This window comes from Nocardia thraciensis (assembly GCF_054782435.1).
In genome coordinates, this window is sequence record NZ_BAAGSM010000026.1 from 135,937 (window position 1) to 158,328 (window position 22,392).

Here is a 22,392-nt window from a genome sequence, read left to right on the forward strand (position 1 = left end):
TTATGTTCAGGCATGTTCTGTGACAAGGACAACAAGCAGTAAAGGAAAAGACGGTGAGCGCACCTACCGCACGGCCCGGGCCCTCGGCTCGCAGGCCAGCGCCCTCGGCTGAGCAGCCGACACCCGCGACCGGCGCCCGCCGCCAGGTCCCGCCCGAGAAGGTGACCGGCGCGCAGTCCGTCGTCCGCTCCCTCGAGGAGCTCGGCGTCGACACGGTCTTCGGCATTCCGGGCGGTGCGGTACTCCCGGTCTACGACCCGCTGTTCGATTCCACCAAGGTGCGTCACGTCCTCGTCCGGCACGAGCAGGGCGCGGGCCACGCCGCCACCGGGTACGCGCAGGCCACGGGCAAGGTCGGCGTGTGCATGGCCACATCCGGCCCGGGCGCTACCAACCTGGTCACCCCGATCGCCGACGCGCAGATGGATTCGGTGCCGCTGGTCGCCATCACCGGCCAGGTCGCCCGCTCGCTGATCGGCACGGACGGCTTCCAGGAGGCCGACATCTCCGGCATCACCATGCCGATCACCAAGCACAACTTCCTGGTCAACGAGGCGATCGACATCCCGCGCGTGATCGCCGAGGCCTTCCACCTGGCGTCGACCGGCCGCCCGGGCGCCGTGCTGGTCGACATCCCCAAGGATGTGCTGCAGGCGCAGACCTCCTTCACCTGGCCGCCGGAGATGCGGCTGCCCGGCTACCGCCCGGTGACCAAGCCGCACGGCAAGCAGGTGCGCGAGGCCGCTCGCATGATCATGGAGTCGAAGTCGCCGGTGCTCTACGTGGGCGGCGGCGTGATCAAGGCCGAGGCGTCCAAGGAACTGCTGGAACTGGCCGAGCTGACCGGCATTCCGGTGGTCACTACCCTGATGGCGCGCGGCGCGTTCCCCGACAGCCATCAGCTGAACATGGGCATGCCCGGCATGCACGGCACCGTGGGAGCCGTTGCGGCACTGCAGCGGTCGGACCTGCTGGTCACCCTCGGCGCGCGCTTCGACGACCGCGTCACCGGCCAGCTGGACTCGTTCGCCCCGAAGGCCAAGGTGATCCACGCCGATATCGACCCGGCCGAGATCGGCAAGAACCGGCACGCCGACGTGCCGATCGTCGGCGACTGCCGCGAGGTCATCGCCGAGCTGATCGAGACCCTGAAGGCCGACCCGGCCGCCAAGGGCGCTCGGCTGCTGGACCTTTCGACTTGGTGGACCTACCTCGAGGGCATCCGCAAGCAATTCCCGCTGGGCTGGACCCCGCCGTCCGACGGCTCGCTGTCGCCGGAGTTCGTGATCGAGAAGCTGGGCGAGCTGGCCGGTCCGGATGCCGTGTACGTCGCGGGCGTCGGCCAGCACCAGATGTGGGCCGCGCAGTTCGTCAAGTACGAGAAGCCGCGCACCTGGCTGAATTCCGGCGGCCTGGGCACCATGGGCTACGCCGTCCCGGCGGCCATGGGCGCCAAGATGGGCGCGCCCGACAAGGAGGTCTGGGCGGTCGACGGCGACGGCTGCTTCCAGATGACCAACCAGGAGTTGGCCACCTGCGCCGTCGAGGGCGTGCCGATCAAGGTCGCGCTGATCAACAACGGCAATCTGGGCATGGTCCGGCAGTGGCAGACCCTGTTCTACGAGCAGCGCTACTCCAACACCGACCTGGGCACCCACACCCTGCGCATCCCCGACTTCGTGAAACTCGCGGAGGCGTTGGGCTGCCACGGAATTCGGGTGGAGTCCGAGGCCGAGGTGGAGGCCGCCATCCGCGAGGCGCAGTCCATCAACGACCGTCCCGTGGTGATCGACTTCATCGTCGGCAAGGACGCCCAGGTGTGGCCGATGGTCGCCGCGGGCACCTCCAACGACGAGATCATGGCCGCCCGCGGCATCCGCCCGCTGTTCGACGACGACGAGGCGGTCGCCGAGCCCGCCGTCATCCACGAGGCGATGTCGCACGAGAAGGCCCAGAAGGGGACCGAGGCATGAGTACGACCCACACCCTGAGCGTGCTGGTGGAGGACAAGCCGGGCGTGCTCGCCCGTGTGGCGAGCCTGTTCTCCCGGCGTGGGTTCAATATCGAATCGCTCGCGGTCGGCGGCACCGAGGTCCCCGAGATCTCGCGCATGACCATCGTCGTGACGGTCGAGGACTTGCCCCTCGAGCAGGTCACCAAGCAGCTGAACAAGCTGGTGAACGTCATCAAGATCGTCGAGCAGGACTCCGACGGCTCGGTGGCCCGCGAGCTGATCCTGGTCAAGGTGCGCGCCGACGCCAGCGTGCGCACCCAGGTGATCGAATCGGTGAACCTGTTCCGGGCTAAGGTCATCGACGTGTCGCCCGACGCGCTCACCATCGAGGCGACCGGCACCCGGTCGAAGCTCGACGCGCTGCTGCGGATGCTGGAACCGTACGGGATCCGAGAGATCGTGCAGTCCGGTGTCGTGGCCGTGGGACGTGGACCCAAGTCCATCACCGCGACTCGCTAACGCTCGCCGCGGTGGGTAGTAGTAACCGCCATCCCGGCGTGAACAACCCAATATCCCCCGGCACGCGGGTAGCAACCAGCATCCCCGGCACGCGGGTTGCAAACCAGCATCCCCGGCACGTGGGCTGCAAACCAGCATCCCCGGCACGTGGGTAGCAACCAACATCCCCGGCACGCTTTTGGCCGGGGGCCCAACGCTTAATACAGAGAAATCCAAGAAGGGATAGCAAAAGTGGCAGTCGAGATGTTCTACGACGACGATGCCGACCTGTCGATCATCCAGGGTCGCAAGGTCGCCGTCATCGGCTACGGCTCCCAGGGCCACGCGCACTCGCTGAGCCTGCGTGACTCGGGCGTCGAGGTGCGCATCGGCCTCAAGAAAGGCTCGAAGTCGCGGGAGAAGGCGCAGGAGGCCGGGCTGACCGTCGGCACTCCCGCCGAGGTGTCGGAGTGGGCCGACGTCATCATGGTGCTCGCCCCCGACACCGCGCAGGCGGCGATCTTCAAGGAGGAGATCGAGCCGAACCTGAAGGACGGCGACGCGCTGTTCTTCGGCCACGGCCTGAACATCCACTTCGGCCTGATCAAGGCCCCGGGCAACGTCACGGTCGGCATGGTCGCGCCGAAGGGCCCGGGCCACCTGGTCCGCCGCCAGTTCATCGACGGCAAGGGCGTTCCGGCCCTGATCGCCATCGACCAGGACCCGAAGGGCGAGGGTCAGGCCTTGGCGCTGTCGTGGGCCAAGGGCATCGGCGGCACCCGCGCGGGCGTCATCAAGACCACCTTCAAGGAGGAGACCGAGACCGACCTGTTCGGCGAGCAGGCCGTGCTCTGCGGCGGCACCGAAGAGCTGGTCAAGACCGGTTTCGAGGTCATGGTCGAGGCCGGGTACGCGCCGGAGATGGCCTACTTCGAGGTCCTGCACGAACTGAAGCTGATCGTCGACCTGATGTACGAGGGCGGCATCGCGCGCATGAACTACTCGGTCTCCGACACCGCCGAGTTCGGCGGCTACCTGTCGGGCCCGCGGGTCATCGACGCCGATACCAAGGAGCGCATGAAGGCGATCCTGAAGGACATCCAGGACGGCACCTTCGTCAAGCGCCTGGTCGCCAACGTCGAGGGCGGCAACAAGGAGTTGGAGTCCCTGCGCAAGGCCAACGCCGAGCACCCCATCGAGGTCACCGGCGCCAAGCTCCGCGGCCTGATGAGCTGGGTCGACCGCCCCATCACCGAGACCGCCTGAGTCGCACCGTAATTCCGGTAGCGGGGCCCCCGTCATTCGACGGAGGCCCCGCCGTCATTCCCGGCCCGCCCTTCACTATTCCCGGGCACGCCCTTCATTATTTCCGGCACGCTTTTGGCCGGAATCCCCTCAGGCGACCTGCTCCACCCTGTGATCGGACAGCGGAAAGTAGTTGTCGGACAACAGAACCGGCCGCAGGTCGCCGGTCAGTGCCGCGGCGAGGAACTGGGTGCAGGTGTGAGGGACGTGCTCCCACCGGGGCCCGCGGCCCTCGTTGATCAGGACGGTCCAGTCGTCGGGCCCCTGCCCTGGGCGGATCAGCCAGTAGAGCATTTCGCCGTTGTCGGTGGTGGCCCAGGGGATGACGCGGGCCCCCTCCTCCGTCAGCTCGGCGGGCTTCGGCTCGAACTCCCAGAGGCCCTCCAGCGCCTCGGCCTGCCAGTCCTTCCACTCGAACAGGTCGTAGCTGTCGTTCGGACAACCGGGCGCCAGCACGTAGAGGTAGTTCTCCCACCGGCTCCCTCCGTAGGTGTCGATGAACTCCTTGTAATCGGCGGGCAACCGAAGGCCGATCGTGCGCTCCACGCTGTTCCAGTCGGTATCCGGTGCGGGCGCGGGTGGCGGGACAAGCTGACGGAGTTGTTCCATGGCCGCAGTCACCCGACGATTGTGCAGCAAACCGGCCGCCGCCGGGGAGAAAGCCTCCGAGACCGCACCGAATCCGGCTCGGAAGGCTCACATTTCGCCCGTAACGCCGATGTGTCGAATACCACCGGTACCGAGAAGTCCGCTACTCGCCCGTAACCCGCGCGGGCGCCTACTGTGCTGCGGGACAACGGAGTCAGGGAAACGAATATCCGAATCTTCTCTGCCCGAACGGAATGCGAACCTTGACCAACTCATCCCGCTCCGTCCCGAACCCGGCCACGGCCGGTCGCCGCCCCGAGGCGATCCACCGATTCCTCGTCAAGCCCGCCGACGCGGGGATCGTCGGCTCGGTGGACGGCGGCAAACTGCTCGAGTGGATCGATAAGGTCGCCTACGCCGCGGCGGCCCAGTGGAGCGGGCACTACTGCGTCACCGCCTATGTCGGCAATATTCACCTCGACCGGCCCATCGCGGCCGGTGAGCTGGTGGAGCTGCACGCGAAGCTCGTGCACACCGGCCGCACCAGCATGCACATCCTCGTGACGGTGTACTCGACCGATCCCACTCGCGTGAAGCCGGTCCAGAGCGCCCAGTGCCTGACCATTTTCGTCGCGGTCGACGATGACAGGCGCACAGTCGAAGTGCCGCAATGGAATCCGTCGACGATCCTGGAGCAGCAGCGGCACCGCCAGGCCCGGGCCCGCGTCGCCGTGCGCAGTCGCATCGAGGCGGCGATGGCCGCCCAGCGCTATACCGCCGCGGGCACCGCCCCGAGCGTCACCCTGCGATTCCTGGCCGCACCCTCGGATATCAACTGGGGCGGCAAGGTGCACGGCGGCCGCATCATGCAGTGGATCGATGAGGCCGCCTACGTCTGTGGCGCGGATTGGGCCGGACAGCATGTGCTGACATCCTATTTCGGCGGGATCCGGTTCTACCGCCCGATCGTCATCGGCCACGCCGTGGAGGTGACCGCGCGGCTGATTCACACGGGCCCGCGCAGCATGCATATCAGCGTGCATGTCACGGCCACGGACGCCCACTCCGACGAAACAGTGCTCGCCGCACATGGTTTGGCCGTCGTGGTCGCGGTCGGCGCGGAAGGGAAGGCCCAGCCCGTTCAGCAGTGGGCGCCGGTGTCCGAGGAAGATCGCGAGCTCGACGCGCACGCCCGCCACCTCATCGAATTGCGCACGCTGGTGGAGCCTTTCACCTCGGCGAGCGCCGTGCCCGACGATGCCGAACCCAACCACTTCCGGGTGCCGGTGTCGCGCTAGGTACGGCGACCGCCTGTCAGCTCACGCGGGTCAGTGGGTTGTGTTCGCCGGTCCGGCTGGCGGACTCACGCGTCCGGGCCGTAGCGGGCGGCGATGGTCTCCGAGTTGCTCCAGCGGCTGTAGGTGGGGGACTGGGGCCAGCCCTCGGGGGAATCCTGCCATTCCTCCTGCCGTCCGTAGGGCAGCAGGTCGATGAGCGGGAACGTGTAGCTGATCTGTTCTGTCCCACGGCCATCGGTGTGCCAGGTGCGGTACACGGTGTCGCCGTCGCGGAGGAATACGTTGAGGGCGAATCCGGCTCCGGGCGGGGCGCCGACGTCGGTACCGAACGGGCTGTTCGCCGTGGAGTACCACGTCATCTTGTTCCCGACCCGCTTCTTGTATTCGAGCGCCTCATCGATCGGCCCCTGGGTGACGACGACGAATCGGGCGTCGTAGTTGTCCAGGAATTCCAACCGCGTGTACTGCGAGGTGAGACCCGTGCAGCCGGGGCACTGCCATGTCTTGCCCGGGAACCACATGTGGTTGTAGACGATCAGCTGCGGCTTGTCGCCGAAGATCTCCGCCAGTCGGATCGGCCCCTCCTCGCCCTCGAGGGTGTAGTCGGGCATCTCGACCATCGGCAGGCGGCGGCGCTGGGCGGCGATCGCGTCGAGTTCCCGGGTCGCCGCCTTCTCGCGAACGCGCAGCGCGTCGAGTTCCTTTCGCCAGGTCTCGGCGTCGACGACGGGCGGCAGTGCGTTGGTGCTCATACGGTCCTCCCTGGAGATGTGCGGGGTTCACAGGTATAGACCGCGCGCACCGGCCGAATTCATCGCCGTGCGATCGGGGTTCCGCGTACGACGGCCCGGCACCCCGTGCGATGCCGGGCCGTCGCAGACCGGGATCAGCTGCTACCGAACAACCCCGGAGGGAATGCCTGGCGCCAGCCATTACCCGGATGGTGGTGGCGGCGGTCCCACGGATCGCAGTCATCGTCCCAGCGGTCGTGGCGATTCCATCGGTTGTCCCAGATGTCGTCGCGGTCCCACGGTTTCCCGTGCCCGTGCCGAACCTCGGTGGTGACCTGATCGCTGACCGTCTCGGCCTGCGCCGGAATCGCAAGAAAAGCAAGCGGAGCGGCCACGACGGCCCCCGCCACGGCCACCCGCGCGATGGTGCGCGCGGCGGCATGTTTATTCATCGAGAACAAGGTGAATCCTTCCAACTGAACTGCACCCACTCTCGCGCATCACAGCCGGAAGGTCACGGGTGTTGGCACCAGTACCGGGAACAAATCCCCCGTGAGGATGAGGCCAACTGGGGGAACACCCTGAGCTTGATCTCGAGCGTGGTTGAGGTCAAGTGGACGCCCAGGGCTGACCTGCACGTCGATCGCCCGTACGTTATCGGCGACCGAGGCTGCTCGCGATCAAATCCGCAAGTGCGGCAACGGCATCGGCGGATGTCGTCCGCCCGCCGTTCAGTTCCGCCGCGATCGCCTCGGCCGCGCCCAGAATCCCGATGCAGCGCAATCGGATCAGGTCCGGGGCGAGGTCGGTGTGGGGCCGCAGAGAGTCGGACATCAGATCGACGTAGGCGTCGGAGATCTCGCGCTGAACCGCCTCCATCTCCGGATCTCCTTTCAGCGCAGCGGAAATGGCGGCGAATTCCGGCATGTCGGTGGCGCAGGCGAAGTAGGCGGTGCTGGCGGCGCGGGCCGTCTCCGCGAGTGTGGGTGCGGCGGCCTGCAATGCCTGCGCCGCGGCCGTGCGGTGGCGTTCCTCGAGCTGCCGGTACAGGGCGATCAGGAGACCGGGGCGGGTGGCGAAATGGTCGTAGACGATCGGCCTGCTCACGCCCGCGGCCTCGGCGAGGGTGACCAGGGTCAATCCATCGGCGCCCTGGGTGCGCACGATCGCCAGGGCGGTATCGAGCAATTGCTCGCGCCGAGCCTGTTTGGACAGGCGGGTCGGACTCATCGAACCTCCCTTGCGGTGTCGCCCCATTCTAGCTACAAAGTGTAGGTTACAAAATGTAGCTTAACTGTATGGGAGTGGAAACCATGGTCGAGCCGAGGAAACCGGTGCTGGTGATGGGTGGATCCGGGCAGGCGGGCGCGGGTACGGCGGCCCTGCTGCGGCGCTGGTACCCGGCGCTACCGCTGACGATCGCGGCCCGCGATCTCGGTCGCGCGCAGCGAGTGGCCGCCGAGTTGGGTGCCGCGACGGCGGTGGTCATCGATCTGGACCGTGGCGATCTCGGCCTCCGGGCCGACGACGATTACTCGGCGGTAGTCGCGGCGCTGTGGGACCGGAAACTGCACGGACTGGGCTACGCGCAGCGGCACGGGGTGCCGTACCTGAGCATCTCGAACGGGCTGGTGGACATCGCGCCCGAGGTCATAGCGGGCGCGCAGAATGGCGATGCCGCGCCGATCCTGTTGGCCAGCCACTACTTCGCCGGTCTCGTCGTCCTCGCCGCACTGGACGCGGCGAAGCGATTCGGGAGCGTCGACTCCCTCCGCATCGGCACCGTGCTGGACGAGACGGATGCCGGTGGGCCCGCGGGGATGGCGGACCTGGATCGCCTGGCCGCCGCCACCACGGCGGGGCTGATTCGCCGTGACGGCGTTTTCACCTGGATCGCGGGCGCCGAGGCGCAGGCGGAGGTGCGCAGCGTCGACGGCACCCTGGTGCCCGGCCAGAGCATCGCCATCCCCGATGTTCCGAGTCTCGGCCTCGCGACCGGCGCGTCGAATGTTCGCGTCGACTTCGCGGTGGGCGAATCGGCGGGCCGCCGGCGCGGCGAATCACCCTCCGCCGAGGTGCGGATCGAGATCGACGGCCTGGACACGGCGGGCGCCTCGCTGCGTGTCTCCCGCCACCTGGTCCACCCGCGCGGGCAGCGCCCGTTGACCGCGCTGGGTGTCGCCATCGGTGTCGAACGGCTGATCGGTCTGCGCGGTGATCCGGTGGCGCCCGGAATTCATACCCCCGAGGCAATACTCGACCCCGCCGATGCGGTCGAGCGGATGCGTGAGATAGGCACTCTCATCGTCGATACCCGAGAAGACGGCGGCTCGTAGCGTCAGACCTGGGACGGTGCTGGCCGTCTTCCCAGCGCGGGTGTTACGCCCTGCGGGCCCGCCCTTGTCGGGGTTACGGTCGCCGTGGTTTGTTCGACACCGAGTGAGGGACCGGGCGTGCGCGATATCGAAACAGGCGAACACGCGGTGGTGCTCGGCGGCGGAATCGCGGGTCTGTTCGCGGCACGGATTCTGGCCGACCACTGTGCGGCGGTTACCGTCGTGGAGCGAGATCGGTTGACGGACGAGGGAATCAAGCGCAGGGGCGTTCCGCAGGGACAGCATTCGCACGGACTGCTGATGCGGGCCGCCGATATCGCCGAGTCGCGCTTTCCCGGGCATAGGTGGAGTGCGAGTGGTGCGCCGGGAGGCGGGCGAGGAACCGATTCGCGCCGATCTGGTGGTCGATGCGATGGGCCGGGGTTCGCGCTCCTGCGCCTGGCTCGAATCGCTGGGCTACCCACGCCGCGCGAGGACCAGGTGCCTGTCGACATCGGTTATGCCACTTGTCATTTCCGGCTGCCGCTGGATGCCGTCGGCGGCGACAGGGTGATCCTGGTCGGCCCGACGCCCACTCGGCCGCGCGGGTTCGGGTTCGCGGCCCAGGAGGGGGACATGTGGGTGCTGTCGGCGTTCGGCGTCGGGAGGCGGAATCACCCCCCGACCACTCCCGGCGAACTGCTGAACTTCGCCGCGGAGTTCGCCCACGACGATGTCGCCGCCGTACTGCGCCGCGCCGCCCCCATCGACGAGGTGGCTACATACCGGTTCAAGACGGCGGTATGGCGCCGGTACGAACTGCTCGATCGCCCGCCCGGCGGAATATTGTCGATCGGCGACGCGGTGTGTTGTTTCAATCCCATCTACGGCAATGGAATGACCGTCGCGGCCATTACCGCGGACCTGCTCGACGAGGTCCTGCGGCGGGGGACCGGGGACCTGCCCCGCCGCTATTACCGACGCGTGGGCCGCATGCTGCGTACCCCGTGGTGGCTGACCAAGTTCAGTGATATCGCACTGCCGTCGGTGCCCGTCGGTTCAGCGAGCGCGAAATCGCTGCTGCATTCCGGCATGGCCAGGGTTTTCCGGGCCGCCGCGCACGACCCGGCGACGGCGGCGACATTTCTGGACGTGCTGAATATGGACAAATCCCCGGTGCACATGATGGCACCGCGCGTCGCCGCCGCGACCATCGGCCTGCGGCGGTCATCCGGCGCGCACGGCTGAATCGGTCGGCCGGATATCGCCGATACCCGTGGGCCGGCATGCCATGATGAAGTCACCGTCGGCGGTATGGGAGGTCACTATCGTGTCAGAGCTGGGCCGCGCCGGTTCCGATCCATTCAATGATCGTCACCCGACGAGTCATGAACGAATGACGGGCCGCCGCTGGGACGCGTCCTACCGGGACGGTCCCGCGCCGTGGGATATCGACGGGCCGCAACCGGCGGTGGCGCGGGTGGCGTCCGAGGGCGGGTTCTCCGGTGCGGTGCTCGACGCTGGTTGTGGCACAGGCGAAAACGCTCTGCACATCGCCGCCCTGGGGTTACCGGTGCTGGGCGTCGATGTTGCCGAGACCGCGCTGGCGATCGCCCGGAAGAAGGGCGGTGGAGCGGGGGATCGGGGCGGAATTCGCCGCGGCCGATGCTCTCGAACTGCAGCGTGTGGGCCGCCGGTTCGGCACGGTGCTGGACTGCGGACTGTTCCACACCTTCGACGAGGCCGAGCGGCCGGTATACGTGGCCAGCCTGGCATCGGCCACCGAACCCGGCGGGACGCTGTATGTACTGTGCTTCAGCGACGCGGGCCCCGATACCGCACCGCACCCCGTCAGCCATGCGGAGCTGACGGCGGCGTTCGCCCCCACCGCTGGATGGAATATCGTCTCCCTTGAACCGGACCGGATTCGGACCAGATTCCACGACGAGCGCGGCGGACCGGCGTGGCTCGCGAGAATCGAACGGACAGCGGGGATATGACCGTGACGGACCTGCCCGCCTTCACCGCAGGCCACGGTCGTCAACGCGGGCGTCCTGCGCCATCCGCTGGGTGATGCCGATGTCGTAGGGTTCGTGGCGCGGGGCGGAACCGCGAAACTTGCTCACCTGCGCCGCGATTCGACTATCGCGGTCACCGTCCGGGGTGGTTGGCAGTGGGCCACGGTCGAGGGCGCGGCCCAGCTGATCGGGCCCGACGACCCGCACCCGGATGTCGACGATGGACGACTCCGCCTCCTGCTCCGCGAGATCTTCACGGCCGCCGGTGGGACGCACGACGACTGGGAGACCTACGACCGGGTGATGCGCGAGAAGCGCCGCACCGCCGTCCTCGTGTCACCCACGCGTGAGCTGGAGCGCGACCGGTGAGGGCGGCGGTGGCCGAACTCGTTACCCATGCCGCCGCTATCCGTCGCTCGGAGCCTCGGGGCACGGCCGCGTGGCGTCGACTGCTTCGGGTGCGGCGGACAGGTCCGCACCTGCCGAGATGTGCAAGGGGGTGCTGTCCGAGGAGTTGGTGACGAGGCAGGCGGCGGCCAGGAGGAGGACGCTGGTTACGGTGAGGCCGAGGCCGATCAGGGCGCCTGTGCGGGAATCTCGCGACGGTTGTCGCGGAATCGGTTGCGGTGGGCGGCGACGTGGTGCGGGACGGCGGACGGCGGGGCGCTCGCAGCAGCGGTTCGTCGCGTCGGCGGGACGAATGCCGGTGCGGGCGGAACCGTCTCGGTGAGAACGGGATCCGAGTGCATGCCGGGTTCGTTGCGGGGCGGGTTCGTTCGGTGCAGTCATTGTCATCGCCCCTTCGGCATCGGCTGCCCGTCCAGACTCCCTTGCAAGGGTAACGACTTTCGTGCACATCTGTCGCGACATGTTCTCAACGGTGGGCAATCCTGGACCGCGTGTGCCACGAATACCCTTCGAACACACCTGCTTTCGAACATGTGAGGGCGGCCTAGCGCCGGAGGCTCGATGATGCTGTCCGGACTCGCTACCGGAAGCAGTCTCCTGCCCGGGCTGATCGGCACCGGCTCCGGCGGTTCGGGTATCGGTAGCGCCGCCGCCCGCTCCGTCCGAGCCAGAGATTTCGCGATACGCGGCATTGCCCGCCACGGCTCCGGGCCTCCCGGCACCACCTCGCCCGCACGAACCCCCGGACGCCGCCGCCCAGCCCGAGCAACATCGCGCCTGGAGCATCACGATCCTGATGGCGGTGCTGATCACCCTGCTGGCCACCGCCCGCGCCCGCGTGGCTCGCCTGCGGTGAAGCCCGGCCGTCTAGGGTTCCTACCGTGGGTGAACGAGAACTCCTGGAGGCCTACGTCGCCGCGGCCGGGCTGATGCAGCTGTCGACACTCTGCGAGGACGGCACGCCGGTGGTGTGCACCGTCTGGTACGTGCCCACCTTCCGCCCCGACCGCCTGCACTTCGTCTCCCGCACCGATCGGGTGCACTCGAACAACATCCGGCGCGATCCGGCCGTCGCCGGCGCGATACTCCACAACCCGCCGTCCGAACTCGGCGGGACGGCCCGCGGCGTCTCGTTCACGGGCCGCGCCACGCAACTGCCCGGCACCGGGGTGGACGCCGAGATCCGCGCATTCGTAGCGCGCTGGCCGAACGCGGCCGGAGTGCTCGACGCCATGCCCGAGGGCGCGTCCCGGATGTATGAGGTCGCCATCGAGAGCTGGGTGCTGTTCGACGAGGAGAATTTCCGGGGCGGGCCGCGCCGCGAGATCGCGGCGCTCTGACCGCTGGTTACCTCGAATACAGCTTGAAGAACTCGCGGGGACGCACCTCGCGCTCATCGAAGTCGGCGTCCACGTCGGGCTTGCCGCCGACCGACGCGAAGGCCGCCGAGTACAGCTCCTCCGATTCCCAATGCGCGGCCGATACGACCGCGGTCCCGTCCTCGGTCGCCCAACAGTCGACCCCGAGGCATCCCTCGGTCTGGATCAGGAAGTCCCGGACCTCGTGGACTCGGCCGACGAACTCCTCGAAGTGCGCCGGGCCGGGGTAATGGAACGCGACGAAACCTACCGACATCTTCTTCTCCTTCTTCTCCATCCGGAAGTCATCTCCCGAATCGCTCGATTGCCGCCCGCAGCGCCCGGACGAGCGGGCTCCACCGGGCCGGTCTGCGCACCGCACCGGTCACCGCCAGTTCCGCCCGGTCGAGGGAGTCCTCGAGGCAGGCGTCGTGCATCCAGCGGAAGGCCAGCGGCCAGGACAACCGGGCCGGTCCCCGTGCGCGCATGGACAGCAGGTGCCGCAGCTCGGCCGTTCCGCCGCCGCCGGGGTGGACGGTGAACTCGTGGAATCCGTCGAAGCCGCGCGGGCCGGTGAACCGGAACCGGATCCAGCGCCCCGGCTGGTAGCCCTCGACGGTGTAGCGGACGGGCCCGTGTCCGCCGACCGCGCCGACGCCGAGCGGGCGGTCGAAACGCATGGGCGGCCAGCGGTCCTGCGGCCAGAGCCGGTCGCCGTCGCCCGCGAGCGCGTCGATCAGCTCGCCGGCCTCGTCCTGGGCCACCGGCAGCTGCCGGGAGTGGATATTGACCACGGCCATCCTCGTCACCCTCCTTCGAGTTTATGAAGCGTTTGCTCTAGAACAAATTAGAGCATATGTTCCATATTCGCCGAAAGGCTCCGGCGGCATGACCCGCGCCACGTCGGCCGCGCGACCTGATGCTGATGTCGCGTGGCTGGGGGGCTGAGCAGGCGGCGGAGACACCGATCCGCTGACAGCACCCCTGCACAGGGCTACTGTCCGAACACATTCCGAGGTGATCGGGCGGCGCGTCGGCGAACCCGGAGCCCGCACCGGATCACTCGTATGCCTCGAGGACAGGAGAGGGCGTTGAGGTATCGACGACTTGGTGCGATCACGGTGGCGGCGGTGCTGGCCACGAGCCTGGCGCTGATCGGATGCTCGTCGGGTGACGGCGACACCGACCTGGTCACCGTGAACGGCGCGGAACCGCAGAATCCGTTGGTGCCGACCAATACCAACGAGAATATGGGCGGCCGGGTGGTGGACCGGTTGTTCGCGGGGCTGAAGTACTACGACGCGAACGGCAAGGCGCACAACGAATTGGCGCAGTCGATCGAGTCGCCCGACCGCCAGCACTACAAGATCACGATAAAGCCGGACGAGAAGTTCACCGACGGCACCGCGGTCACGGCGAAATCCTTTGTGGACGCGTGGAATTACGGCGCGCTCGCCACCAACGGCCAGAACCAGAACTGGGCTTTCTCCTCGATCGCGGGTTATGACGAGGTCTCGGCGGATCCGCCGCGGGCGCAGACGATGTCGGGCCTGAAGGTCGTCGACGACCACACCTTCACCGTCGACCTGAAACAGCCGTCGATCGACTTCGAGCTCTCGATAGGATTCGCCCCCTTCTATCCGATGCCGGAGTCGGCGTACCGGGATATGAAGGCCTACGGCGAGAACCCGATCGGCAACGGCCCGTACAAGTTCGCCGAACCGGGCGCCTGGCAGCACAACGTCAAGATCGACCTGGTCCCGAATCCGGATTATCACGGCGGCCGGGCGCCGAAGAACAAGGGCCTGCGGTTCGTGATGTACCAGTCCTACGACACCGCCTACTCCGATCTGCTGGCGGGCAATCTCGATGCCCTCGACACCATGCCGTCGAGCGCGCTGACCACGTACAAGCGCGACCTCGGCGACCGCGCGATCAGCAAGCCGACGGCGCAGAACGAGCGCATCGGCATCCAGCCGAGCCAGCCGCATTTCGGGGGCGAGGAGGGGCTGCTCCGGCGTAAGGCGCTGTCCATGGCGATCAATCGGCAGCAGATCTGCGACACCATCTGGAGCGGGACCAAGACCCCGGCGCGCGACTACACCGCCACCACGCTGCAGGGCTTCCGCGCCGACCTGCCCGGCGTACAGAACCTCGAATACAACCCGGACGAGGCCGAGAAGCTGTGGGCACAGGCCGATTCGATCGCGCCGTGGTCCGGTCGGTTCGAGATCGCCTACAACAGCGACGGCGGCCATCAGGCATGGCTGGAGGCGGTCGCGAACAGCATCAAGAACACGCTGGGGATCGAGGCGGTCGCGGTGCCGTACCCAACCTTCAAGCAGATCCGGGACCTGGTGCACTCGCGCACACTCGGCAAGGCGTTCCGCTACGGCTGGCAGGGCGACTACCCGTCGATGCTGCAGTTCCTGACCTCAAATTTCCTCTCGGGCTCGGAGACCAACGACATCGACTACGCGGATCCCGAGTTCGATCGCCTTCTCAACGCCGCGCTGGCGGCGCCCACGCCGGAGGAGTCGTACGAGCAGATCGCCCAGGCGCAGACCGTGCTGATTCGCGATATGGCCGACATCCCGATTCTCAATTACATCTCGAATGCCGGTAGGTCGGAGCGGGTCGCGCGGGCGCCGCTGGCATGGAATGGACTGTTCGACTTCGAGAACATCGAGAAATAGAGCGACGCCGCAGGTCGATGGCCTGCGGCGACGTGAATCTGTTCACAATCGAGAGGTCTGCCGCGAAGGAAATCGGCGCGGCCTCCGCTCTTCGCTGTACCGTCGCATGTGACCTCCGAAGTAATCGCGAAGGCGAACCACGCCGATGTGACAGCGGTTACCCGGCGCGCGCCGACGGACCGCGTCCGGGCGTGGTCCGCACTGCTGTTGGCCGCGGGGCCGTCCGCGGCGTTGCTGACGGTGCTGCTCTACGGGCTGGGCATGGCGCTGGGGCTCGGTACCCCCGCCGCCGTTCCGGCGGGATGGTTCCTCGTGTGTGCGGCCTGGAGCGCGGCGTGTTTCCTGGGCGCGGAGCGCGGCTGGCTGTTGCCGCTGTTCGGCCTGCGGGCCCCCACGGATGACGAACGACTCGTCCTGACCAAGGCGTGGCACCGGGTCGCACACGAGTCCGGGGTGTCCGCCTCGTCCTACTCGCTGTGGGTCCGGACCGGCCGCCGCGACGGTGTCCTGCCCGATCGGATGATCGCGGTGGACGCCGGAGCGGTCGAGGGGCTGCTGCGGCGGGAACTCGAGGCGGTGCTCCTCCACGAGCTCGGTCACCGGCGGCAGGGGCGAGCGGCGTTGTGGCAGTTCGTATTCCGCTGTTACAACGCGCCGGTAGTGCTGGGTGAGCGGGCGCTGCTGGCGGGTCCGGTGGCGGTCGGGGACTGGCTCGCCGCGCGCGTGCCGACCCGTGGCTCCCGACCCTTCCTCCTGGTCTGGACCGCGATGAGCAGGGTGCTGGTGGCCTGCCCGGTCGTGGCGATGTCGACGCTGATCGTGGGGCTTCCCGCGGCCCTGCTGCTGCGGCTGGCCCCGGAACTGGCGGCCTTGGCCCTGGTCCCGATCGTTCACCGTGCCGAACACCGCGCCGACGCGGTGGCCGTGGACCTGGGGTACGGTGCCGACCTCTGCGCCGTGCTGCGGTACCGAGACATTCCGGAGGGCGAGCAGGCGGCGCCGAGCCGATTGTCCGTCTCGGCCGTCGCCCTCGGCGTCGCGCCCGACGAACGCGTGGGCCGGATTCGCGACCGGCTGGATGATCAGGCGCGGCGCGAGCGCGGGACGTGGCGTCCGGGGCGATAGTCGGTGCGGCGCACCTCGTCGACGGCGACCGGCCGCCGCTCGCGCCGTGACAGTTCGCAAGCCTCGGCGATACGGAAGGCTTCCAGCGCATCCCACGGTGTGCACGGGTTTTCGGTCCTGCCCCTGGCGACCTCGGTGAACACCGCCAGTTCTTCGGTGTAGGCGCGGCGGAACCGATCCATGAAACCCGGGTAGGCGGGGAACGGGGATGCCGGGTAATCGGGCTCGACCGAGCGCAGCGGAGCGCGATCGTCCAGTCCGACAACGGCATTGCCCTCGCTGCCGAGCACCTCGAGCCGGACGTCGTATCCGGCGCCGTTGTAGCGGCTCAGCGAGACCGTCGCCAGCGCACCGTCGTCCATGCGCAACAGCACCGCGGCGGTGTCGATGTCCCCGGCGTCGGCGAAGAACCGCTCGCCCCGGTTGGCGCCGAGCACGAACACCTCGGTCACCTCCCGCCCGGTGACCCAGCGGATGATGTCGAAATCGTGCACACCGCAGTCGCGGAAGAGGCCGCCGGAACGTGGAATGTACTCCGCGGGCGGCGGAGCCGGATCGAGGGTGGTGGCGCGCAGGGTGTGCAGCCACCCCAACTCCCCGGCGGACACCGCGGCGCGGGCCGCGACATATCCGGCGTCGAAGCGTCGCTGAAAGCCGATCTGCACCGGGACCGCGGAGCTTTCGACGCGATCGATGACCGCGAGCGTGCCCGCGATATCCGCGGCCACCGGCTTCTCACAGAACACCGGGATGCCCCGATCGACCGCCGCGAGAATGAGTTCGGGATGCGAATCGGTGGCGGTGGCGATCACCAGACCCGCGATATCGGCCTCGAGCACGGCCTCGACATCGGGGGCGAACTCCACGCCGAGCTTGGTCGCGGCGGTGCGGGCGCGCTCGGTGTCCACGTCGGTGACGACGACGCCCGAGACGCCCGGGAGGGCCTTCAGTGTCTCGGCATGCGCGGTGCCGATGCGGCCGGTGCCTGCGAGTCCCAATCTGATCGTCATGCGTGGCTCCTGTCGGCGTACGGTGTCAACTTCTGGGTGCCGCCGTCGTCGCGCGGACGACCAGCGACGGCTGCACGCGCCGGCGCACCGGTTCGGTGCGGCCGTCGCGCACCCGCTCGACCAGTGCCTCCACGGCCAACCGGCCGATCTCGATGCGCGGCTGATCGATGGTGGTCAGCGCCACGTGCCGCAGTGCGGCCAGCGACGAGTTGTCGTAGCCGACGAGGGAGACGTCCTGCGGGACCCGCAGTCCCGCCTCCTCCAGCGCAGACATCGCGCCGACCGCGTTGAAGTCGTTACCGCAGACCAGCGCGGTGGGAAAATGATTGGGCGAGAACACCTTCAGGAGTTTGCGCACCGCGGCCATACCGGCCGCGTCGGTGTGCTCGCTCGGAATGACCATGGGTTCCAGGCCGTGTCGGTCCATCGCCGCCAGGTACCCCTTGCGCCGCGGTGTCGCCGAGAAGGCCGCGCCGCCGTCGAAGTGCACGATCCTCCGATGTCCCAGTGCCGCCAGGTGATCGACGGCCAAGGCGACACCGACCTCGCCGTCGTCGTTGACGGTGTCGATATCGGCGACCGTGGAACTCCGCGACACCAGGACCACCGGGCACTGAGAGGCGGCCTCCCGGATCGCCGCCGCGGGCAGTACCGGCGACAACAGGATGATCCCGCCCGGTCGGAACGCCTGCAGGCTGTCCAGCGCGGTGCGCTCGCGGACGGCGCTGCGGCGGCCGGTGTTCAGGATGAGTTCCAGCCCGGCCCGCCGCGCCGCGGTGTCCATCCCCTCGACCACATCGGCGAAGAACGCGTTGCGCAGGTCGGAGACCATCACGCCGACGATGTTGGAGGTGCGGCTGGCCAGCGATCGCGCCATCGCGTGCGGTTGGTAACCGAGGTCTTTCGCCGCCTGCAGCACCGCGCGGCGTCGATGCTCGCTCACCTTCGGCGACCCGCGCATGACGAGCGAGACCAGCGCGCGGGAGACGCCCGCCTGCGCGGCAACGTCTTCCATCGTCGGTCGCGTCATCGCGGGTGGCCTCCTGGGGTGTGTCGAACGCGGCGAGCGGGGCGCGTGGGTTGCACGTTACAGCGTCGACGCGGGTGGATCAATAGAGCGCTCTAATTGCGGAACCTCGGTATCGAGCGGACGGCTGACTCGCCTGTAATGCAGATATTTATCGAGGTAGAACCATTCTTCCGACACGGAGCCCGGCCCTTGACAGCACCGTGATCCAGGTTACATAGTTGGAGCGCTCCAATACTTCGGAGCCCTCTCTTCGCACACCGACCCGCCGGAGAAGTCCCGATGACCGAACCGCTGCACCCGCTCCGCGTCGCCGCCGCGCCGATCTCCTGGGGAGTCTGCGAGGTCCCGGGCTGGGGCCACGTGCTCGACGCCGCCAGCGTCCTGTCCGAGATGGCCGCATTGGGTGTGGCCGCAACCGAATTCGGCCCGCCCGGATATCTGCCGCGCGAGCCCGCGGCGGTGCGCGCCCTGCTCGGCCCCTTCGGCATCGAGGTCATCGGCGGCTTCCTGGCGCTGCCGCTGCATCGCGAACCCGGCCGCGCCATGGCCGCCGCCCGCACCGCCGCCGCGCTGCTCGCGGCCGCCGGCGCCGAGGTGCTGGTGCTGGCCGCGGCCACCGGCGAGCGGGGCTACGACACACGCTCGCGGCTCAGCGACCACGAATGGCGCACCCTCGTCGACACCGCCGCCACCCTGGGCGATATCGCCGCCGAACACAGCCTGCGCGCGGTGCTGCACCCGCATGTCGGCACGCATGTGGAGACCGAGTCCGAGGTGGAGCGCTTCCTCGCCGATTCCGATCTCGACCTCTGCCTGGACACCGGACACCTCCTGGTGGGAGGCGTCGATCCGGTTCGGTTGGCGCACCGCCACGCCGACCGGATCGGCCACATTCACCTCAAAGATGTGCGAAATGCCCTCGCCGACGAGATCCGCAGCGGAACAATGGAATACAGCCAGGCCGTGCGGCGGGGGCTGTACGCCCCGCTGGGGGAGGGGGATGTCGATATCGAGACCCTGGTCCGCTGTGTCCAGGCGGCGGGCTACCGGGGTTGGTATGTGATCGAGCAGGATACGGCGCTGGACCCGGGGGATACCGCCGACGGACCCAGCCGCGACACCGCCCGCAGCCTGCGCTACCTGGCGGGCCTCGGGGCCGCGCGCACGTCCGCTGGATATAGGTAGGAGCCCATGACAACGAGGTCGCGACCCACTCCGAACGGCCCGGACGCAAGCGAGCCAGCGGTCCGCAGCGGATCCCGCCGCCGGTGGCGGCGCGCGCTGCCCTGGCTGGCCGCTGGCCTGATGCTGGCCGCCTGCAGCGGTCCGGGCGCGGATGCGCCCGTTTCCCAGGCGCCGGTCGCCGCGGGCACCCTGGAATCCGTCGCGGTCGTGACGCACGGCACGCCCGGCGACGCGTTCTGGAATGTGGTGAAGAACGGCGCCCAAGCCGCGGGCGAGAAGCTGGGCGTCCGCGTCGAATACAACTCCGACGGCGATCCCGGCCAGCAGGCCAAGCTGGTCGACAACGCGGTGGCGCAGGGCTTCGGCGGCCTGGTGGTGTCGATGGCGAATCCGGAGGCGTTGCGCCCGTCGGTGGAACGCGCTGTCGCGGCGGGCATCCCGGTGGTGACCATCAACTCCGGCGAGGCCGACAGCGCGGCGTTCGGGGCGATCGGGCACGTGGGCCAGAGCGAACGGTCCGCGGGCGAGGCCGCGGGCAGGCGGCTGCGGGACGCGGGAAAGACGAAGACGCTCTGCGTGATTCACGAGGCGGGCAATGTCAGCGCCGCCGAGCGCTGCGGTGGCGCCATCCAGGGTTTCGGCAACGCGACGACCCTGCAGGTGGACATCAACGACCCGACCGACGCGCAGGCCCGGGTCAGGGGCGCTCTGGAGGCCGATCGCTCGATCGACGCGGTGCTGACGCTGAACTCGCAGATCGCGGCGCGCGCGGTCGCCGCGGCCGGGGAGGTGCGGTCGAAGGCGACGGTGGCCACCTTCGACCTGAATCCCGATGTGGTGGAGGCGATCCGGGCCGGAAAGCTGTTGTTCGCGGTCGACCAGCAGCAGTACGAGCAGGGCTATCTCCCGGTGGCGATGCTGCAGCTGCACCGGACCAACCTGAACACCGTGGGTGGCGGACGGCCGGTGCAGACCGGTCCGGCCTTCGTCGACTCCGGCAACGTCGACGCCATCGCCCAGCTCGTGGCGCAGGGCACCCGGTGAGACAGGAGCGGATGATATGAGCGTTGCCACAACCGTTTCCACGGAGGGCACGGCCGGACCGGAGGTGCGCGCCTCGCTGCTCAACCGGATGATCGTGCGGCCGGAGATCGGCGCCGCGCTCGGCGCGGCACTGGTGTTCGTGTTCTTCTCGGTGATCACCGAGAAATTCCTCAGCCCGCTGGGCGTCGCGACCTGGCTCGACGACGCGTCCACCCTCGGCATCATGGCGATCGCGGTGGCGCTGTTGATGATCGGCGGGGAATTCGATCTGTCGGCCGGTGTGATGACGGCGTCCACCGCGCTGGTGACCGCGTTGCTGGCGGTGAACGCCGGATGGAACGTGTGGCCCGCGCTGCTGGTGTCGCTGCTGTTCGCGCTGGCTGTGGGTGCGCTCAACGGCTGGCTGGTGATGCGGACGGGGCTGCCGAGCTTCATCGTCACGCTCGGCACCTTCCTGGCGCTGCAGGGGATCAATCTCGGTGTCACCCGGCTGGTCACGGGCACCGTGCAGGTATCGGGGATGCGGTCGGTGGACGGATACGCCTCGGCCGGTTGGGTGTTCGCGTCCACGACCGACCTCGGTGGTGCGCACATCCAGGCCTCGGTGGTGTGGTGGATCGTGCTCACCGTCATCGCGGGACTGGTGCTGGTGCGCACCAGGTTCGGCAACTGGATCTTCGCGGTCGGAGGTTCACCCGCCAGCGCCCGCGCGGTCGGTGTCCCCGCGGTGCGGACGAAGATCATCCTCTTCATGACGACGGCGTTCGCCGGGTGGGTCGTCGGATCCTGCAACATTCTGCGCTTCGCGAGCGTGCAAGCGAATCAGGGTGTGGGGCTGGAGTTCAAGTACATCATCGCGGCCGTGGTCGGGGGCTGCCTGCTGACCGGCGGGTTCGGATCGGTGGTGGGCGCGGCGATCGGCGCGCTGATCTTCGGGATGGCGCGGCAGGGCATCGTCTTCGCGCGCTGGAACGACGACTGGTTCATGTTGTTCCTCGGCGTGCTGCTGCTGGCGGCGGTGCTGGTCAACAACGCATTCAAGAGGCGCGCGGAAAGGGTACGGCGATGACGGTTCCGCTGATCGAAACCCTCGGCATCGGAAAGAGCTACGGCGGTGTGGTGGCGCTGCGGGAGGTGTCCACCGTCGTCAACGCGGGCGAGGTCACCTGCGTGCTCGGCGACAACGGCGCGGGCAAGTCCACGTTGATCAAGATCCTGGCCGGGGTGCATCAGCACGACGCGGGCGTGCTGAAGGTCGAGGGTGAGCCGACCCGGTTCGATTCTCCGCGTGCGGCTTTGGATCGTGGCATCGCCACGGTGTACCAGGATCTGGCGGTGGTGCCGCTGATGAGTGTGTGGCGCAACTTCGTGCTCGGCTCGGAACCTACCTTCAGTTTCGGGCCGTTCCGGCTGCTGGACCGTCGCATGGGTAAGGACATCACCCGGAAGGCGCTGTCGGACATGGGGATCGAGCTGCGCGATATGGAGCAGCCGGTCGGCACGCTGTCCGGTGGGCAGCGCCAGTGCGTCGCCATCGCCCGCGCGGTGCACTACGGGGCGAAGGTGCTGATCCTCGACGAGCCGACCGCGGCACTGGGCGTGAAGCAGGCCGGGGTGGTGCTGCGCTATGTCGTGCAGGCGCGCGACCGGGGGCTCGGCGTCATCCTGATCACCCACAATCCACATCACGCCTTCCCGGTCGGGGACCGGTTCCTGCTGCTCAAGAGGGGCAGCATGCTCGGCGCCTACGAGAAATCCGAGATCGATCTGCCGGAGCTGACCCGTTAGATGGCGGGCGGCGCGGAACTCGAAGCGCTGCAACACGAATT

Annotated in this window: 22 protein-coding genes and 2 pseudogenes; 16 read left to right on the plus strand and 8 right to left on the minus strand. The window is 68.4% G+C overall.

All coding sequences use genetic code 11. The annotated features are described in order from the left end of the window. Positions 1-53: 53 nt before the first annotated feature. From ACYVLQ_RS16840 to ilvC, 3 genes are all read left to right on the plus strand, one after another. On the plus strand, positions 54-1,973 hold the full coding sequence (locus ACYVLQ_RS16840; RefSeq protein ID WP_460698422.1) for an acetolactate synthase large subunit: 1,920 nt from the start codon (positions 54-56) through the stop codon (positions 1,971-1,973). Then, positions 1,970-2,473 carry an acetolactate synthase small subunit gene (gene ilvN, locus ACYVLQ_RS16845; protein ID WP_114699642.1) on the plus strand — a complete coding sequence of 168 codons (504 nt, stop codon included), beginning with the start codon at positions 1,970-1,972 and terminating at the stop codon, positions 2,471-2,473. The genes ACYVLQ_RS16840 and ilvN overlap by 4 nt, the downstream gene beginning before the upstream one ends. A gap of 210 nt (positions 2,474-2,683) precedes the next feature. Then, on the plus strand, positions 2,684-3,718 hold the full coding sequence (gene ilvC, locus ACYVLQ_RS16850; RefSeq protein ID WP_460698575.1) for a ketol-acid reductoisomerase: 1,035 nt from the start codon (positions 2,684-2,686) through the stop codon (positions 3,716-3,718). A gap of 129 nt (positions 3,719-3,847) precedes the next feature. Here ilvC and ACYVLQ_RS16855 read toward each other — a convergent pair whose 3' ends face one another. Next, positions 3,848-4,378 (minus strand): SMI1/KNR4 family protein, encoded by a 531-nt coding sequence (locus ACYVLQ_RS16855; RefSeq protein WP_460698423.1) that lies wholly within the window; start codon positions 4,376-4,378, stop codon positions 3,848-3,850. A 230-nt stretch (positions 4,379-4,608) separates the two neighbouring features. Here ACYVLQ_RS16855 and ACYVLQ_RS16860 point away from each other — a divergent pair, with 230 nt between their 5' ends. Beyond that, positions 4,609-5,643, plus strand: coding sequence for an acyl-CoA thioesterase (locus tag ACYVLQ_RS16860; RefSeq protein ID WP_460698424.1), 1,035 nt, complete (start codon positions 4,609-4,611; stop codon positions 5,641-5,643). Positions 5,644-5,708: 65 nt separating this feature from the next. Here ACYVLQ_RS16860 and ACYVLQ_RS16865 read toward each other — a convergent pair whose 3' ends face one another. From ACYVLQ_RS16865 to ACYVLQ_RS16875, 3 genes are all read right to left on the minus strand, one after another. Further along, positions 5,709-6,395: a DUF899 domain-containing protein gene (locus ACYVLQ_RS16865; RefSeq protein WP_460698425.1), complete on the minus strand. Its 687-nt coding sequence runs from the start codon at positions 6,393-6,395 to the stop codon at positions 5,709-5,711. 134 nt (positions 6,396-6,529) lie between these two features. Beyond that, positions 6,530-6,826 carry a hypothetical protein gene (locus ACYVLQ_RS16870; RefSeq protein WP_460698426.1) on the minus strand — a complete coding sequence of 99 codons (297 nt, stop codon included), beginning with the start codon at positions 6,824-6,826 and terminating at the stop codon, positions 6,530-6,532. A gap of 202 nt (positions 6,827-7,028) precedes the next feature. Beyond that, positions 7,029-7,604 carry a TetR/AcrR family transcriptional regulator gene (locus tag ACYVLQ_RS16875; protein WP_460698427.1) on the minus strand — a complete coding sequence of 192 codons (576 nt, stop codon included), beginning with the start codon at positions 7,602-7,604 and terminating at the stop codon, positions 7,029-7,031. 68 nt (positions 7,605-7,672) lie between these two features. Here ACYVLQ_RS16875 and ACYVLQ_RS16880 point away from each other — a divergent pair, with 68 nt between their 5' ends. The 6 genes and pseudogenes from ACYVLQ_RS16880 (at position 7,673) to ACYVLQ_RS16905 (ending at position 12,455) form a co-directional block, all read left to right on the plus strand. After that, positions 7,673-8,710, plus strand: a complete 1,038-nt coding sequence (locus tag ACYVLQ_RS16880) for a saccharopine dehydrogenase (protein WP_460698428.1) — start codon at positions 7,673-7,675, stop codon at positions 8,708-8,710. A 117-nt stretch (positions 8,711-8,827) separates the two neighbouring features. After that, positions 8,828-9,937, plus strand: coding sequence for an FAD-dependent monooxygenase family protein (locus ACYVLQ_RS16885; RefSeq protein ID WP_460698429.1), 1,110 nt, complete (start codon positions 8,828-8,830; stop codon positions 9,935-9,937). 148 nt (positions 9,938-10,085) lie between these two features. Beyond that, positions 10,086-10,689, plus strand: a pseudogene (locus ACYVLQ_RS16890) (class I SAM-dependent methyltransferase). A 27-nt stretch (positions 10,690-10,716) separates the two neighbouring features. Beyond that, positions 10,717-11,076: pseudogene (locus ACYVLQ_RS16895) on the plus strand (pyridoxamine 5'-phosphate oxidase family protein); the annotation flags it as partial. Positions 11,077-11,806: 730 nt separating this feature from the next. After that, on the plus strand, positions 11,807-11,971 hold the full coding sequence (locus tag ACYVLQ_RS16900) for a hypothetical protein (protein WP_460698430.1): 165 nt from the start codon (positions 11,807-11,809) through the stop codon (positions 11,969-11,971). Positions 11,972-11,996: 25 nt separating this feature from the next. Next, positions 11,997-12,455, plus strand: a complete 459-nt coding sequence (locus ACYVLQ_RS16905; RefSeq protein WP_460698431.1) for a pyridoxamine 5'-phosphate oxidase family protein — start codon at positions 11,997-11,999, stop codon at positions 12,453-12,455. Positions 12,456-12,462: 7 nt separating this feature from the next. Here the strand turns inward: ACYVLQ_RS16905 and ACYVLQ_RS16910 are convergent, their stop codons facing one another. Both ACYVLQ_RS16910 and ACYVLQ_RS16915 read right to left on the minus strand, forming a co-directional pair. Beyond that, entirely contained in the window at positions 12,463-12,771 is a 309-nt protein-coding gene (locus ACYVLQ_RS16910; protein WP_460698432.1) for a hypothetical protein, read from the minus strand. A gap of 7 nt (positions 12,772-12,778) precedes the next feature. Further along, entirely contained in the window at positions 12,779-13,273 is a 495-nt protein-coding gene (locus ACYVLQ_RS16915) for an SRPBCC family protein (RefSeq protein ID WP_460698433.1), read from the minus strand. A 291-nt stretch (positions 13,274-13,564) separates the two neighbouring features. On the opposite strand from ACYVLQ_RS16915, the gene ACYVLQ_RS16920 reads away from it, so the two are divergent. Both ACYVLQ_RS16920 and ACYVLQ_RS16925 read left to right on the plus strand, forming a co-directional pair. Beyond that, positions 13,565-15,169 carry a peptide ABC transporter substrate-binding protein gene (locus ACYVLQ_RS16920; RefSeq protein WP_460698434.1) on the plus strand — a complete coding sequence of 535 codons (1,605 nt, stop codon included), beginning with the start codon at positions 13,565-13,567 and terminating at the stop codon, positions 15,167-15,169. A gap of 108 nt (positions 15,170-15,277) precedes the next feature. Then, positions 15,278-16,294: a hypothetical protein gene (locus ACYVLQ_RS16925; protein ID WP_460698435.1), complete on the plus strand. Its 1,017-nt coding sequence runs from the start codon at positions 15,278-15,280 to the stop codon at positions 16,292-16,294. On the opposite strand, the gene ACYVLQ_RS16930 is transcribed toward ACYVLQ_RS16925, so the two are convergent. Further along, complete coding sequence (locus ACYVLQ_RS16930) at positions 16,252-17,304, minus strand: Gfo/Idh/MocA family protein (protein WP_460698436.1); 1,053 nt, start codon at positions 17,302-17,304, stop codon at positions 16,252-16,254. The genes ACYVLQ_RS16925 and ACYVLQ_RS16930 overlap by 43 nt on opposite strands. A gap of 25 nt (positions 17,305-17,329) precedes the next feature. Further along, positions 17,330-18,334, minus strand: coding sequence for a LacI family DNA-binding transcriptional regulator (locus ACYVLQ_RS16935; protein ID WP_460698437.1), 1,005 nt, complete (start codon positions 18,332-18,334; stop codon positions 17,330-17,332). A gap of 279 nt (positions 18,335-18,613) precedes the next feature. Here ACYVLQ_RS16935 and ACYVLQ_RS16940 point away from each other — a divergent pair, with 279 nt between their 5' ends. The 4 genes from ACYVLQ_RS16940 to ACYVLQ_RS16955 are packed head-to-tail and all read left to right on the plus strand — an operon-like array spanning position 18,614 to position 22,351. Next, on the plus strand, positions 18,614-19,519 hold the full coding sequence (locus ACYVLQ_RS16940) for a TIM barrel protein (RefSeq protein WP_460698438.1): 906 nt from the start codon (positions 18,614-18,616) through the stop codon (positions 19,517-19,519). A gap of 6 nt (positions 19,520-19,525) precedes the next feature. Further along, positions 19,526-20,563 (plus strand): substrate-binding domain-containing protein, encoded by a 1,038-nt coding sequence (locus ACYVLQ_RS16945; protein ID WP_460698439.1) that lies wholly within the window; start codon positions 19,526-19,528, stop codon positions 20,561-20,563. Between the two features lie 16 nt (positions 20,564-20,579). Then, entirely contained in the window at positions 20,580-21,632 is a 1,053-nt protein-coding gene (locus ACYVLQ_RS16950; RefSeq protein ID WP_460698440.1) for an ABC transporter permease, read from the plus strand. After that, positions 21,629-22,351, plus strand: coding sequence for an ATP-binding cassette domain-containing protein (locus tag ACYVLQ_RS16955; RefSeq protein WP_460698441.1), 723 nt, complete (start codon positions 21,629-21,631; stop codon positions 22,349-22,351). Before ACYVLQ_RS16950 ends, ACYVLQ_RS16955 begins: the two co-directional genes overlap by 4 nt. The last annotated feature ends 41 nt before the right edge of the window (positions 22,352-22,392 follow it).

Coding starts and splice junctions, on each gene's coding strand:
- ACYVLQ_RS16940 (WP_460698438.1), top strand. CDS start 18,614: ATGACCGAACCGCTGCACCCGCTCCGCGTCGCCGCCGCGCCGATCTCC.
- ACYVLQ_RS16955 (WP_460698441.1), top strand. CDS start 21,629: ATGACGGTTCCGCTGATCGAAACCCTCGGCATCGGAAAGAGCTACGGC.
- ACYVLQ_RS16935 (WP_460698437.1), bottom strand. CDS start 18,334: ATGACGCGACCGACGATGGAAGACGTTGCCGCGCAGGCGGGCGTCTCC.
- ACYVLQ_RS16945 (WP_460698439.1), top strand. CDS start 19,526: ATGACAACGAGGTCGCGACCCACTCCGAACGGCCCGGACGCAAGCGAG.
- ilvN (WP_114699642.1), top strand. CDS start 1,970: ATGAGTACGACCCACACCCTGAGCGTGCTGGTGGAGGACAAGCCGGGC.
- ACYVLQ_RS16910 (WP_460698432.1), bottom strand. CDS start 12,771: ATGGAGAAGAAGGAGAAGAAGATGTCGGTAGGTTTCGTCGCGTTCCAT.
- ACYVLQ_RS16870 (WP_460698426.1), bottom strand. CDS start 6,826: ATGAATAAACATGCCGCCGCGCGCACCATCGCGCGGGTGGCCGTGGCG.
- ACYVLQ_RS16880 (WP_460698428.1), top strand. CDS start 7,673: ATGGGAGTGGAAACCATGGTCGAGCCGAGGAAACCGGTGCTGGTGATG.
- ACYVLQ_RS16950 (WP_460698440.1), top strand. CDS start 20,580: ATGAGCGTTGCCACAACCGTTTCCACGGAGGGCACGGCCGGACCGGAG.
- ACYVLQ_RS16865 (WP_460698425.1), bottom strand. CDS start 6,395: ATGAGCACCAACGCACTGCCGCCCGTCGTCGACGCCGAGACCTGGCGA.
- ACYVLQ_RS16915 (WP_460698433.1), bottom strand. CDS start 13,273: ATGGCCGTGGTCAATATCCACTCCCGGCAGCTGCCGGTGGCCCAGGAC.
- ACYVLQ_RS16875 (WP_460698427.1), bottom strand. CDS start 7,604: ATGAGTCCGACCCGCCTGTCCAAACAGGCTCGGCGCGAGCAATTGCTC.
- ACYVLQ_RS16930 (WP_460698436.1), bottom strand. CDS start 17,304: ATGACGATCAGATTGGGACTCGCAGGCACCGGCCGCATCGGCACCGCG.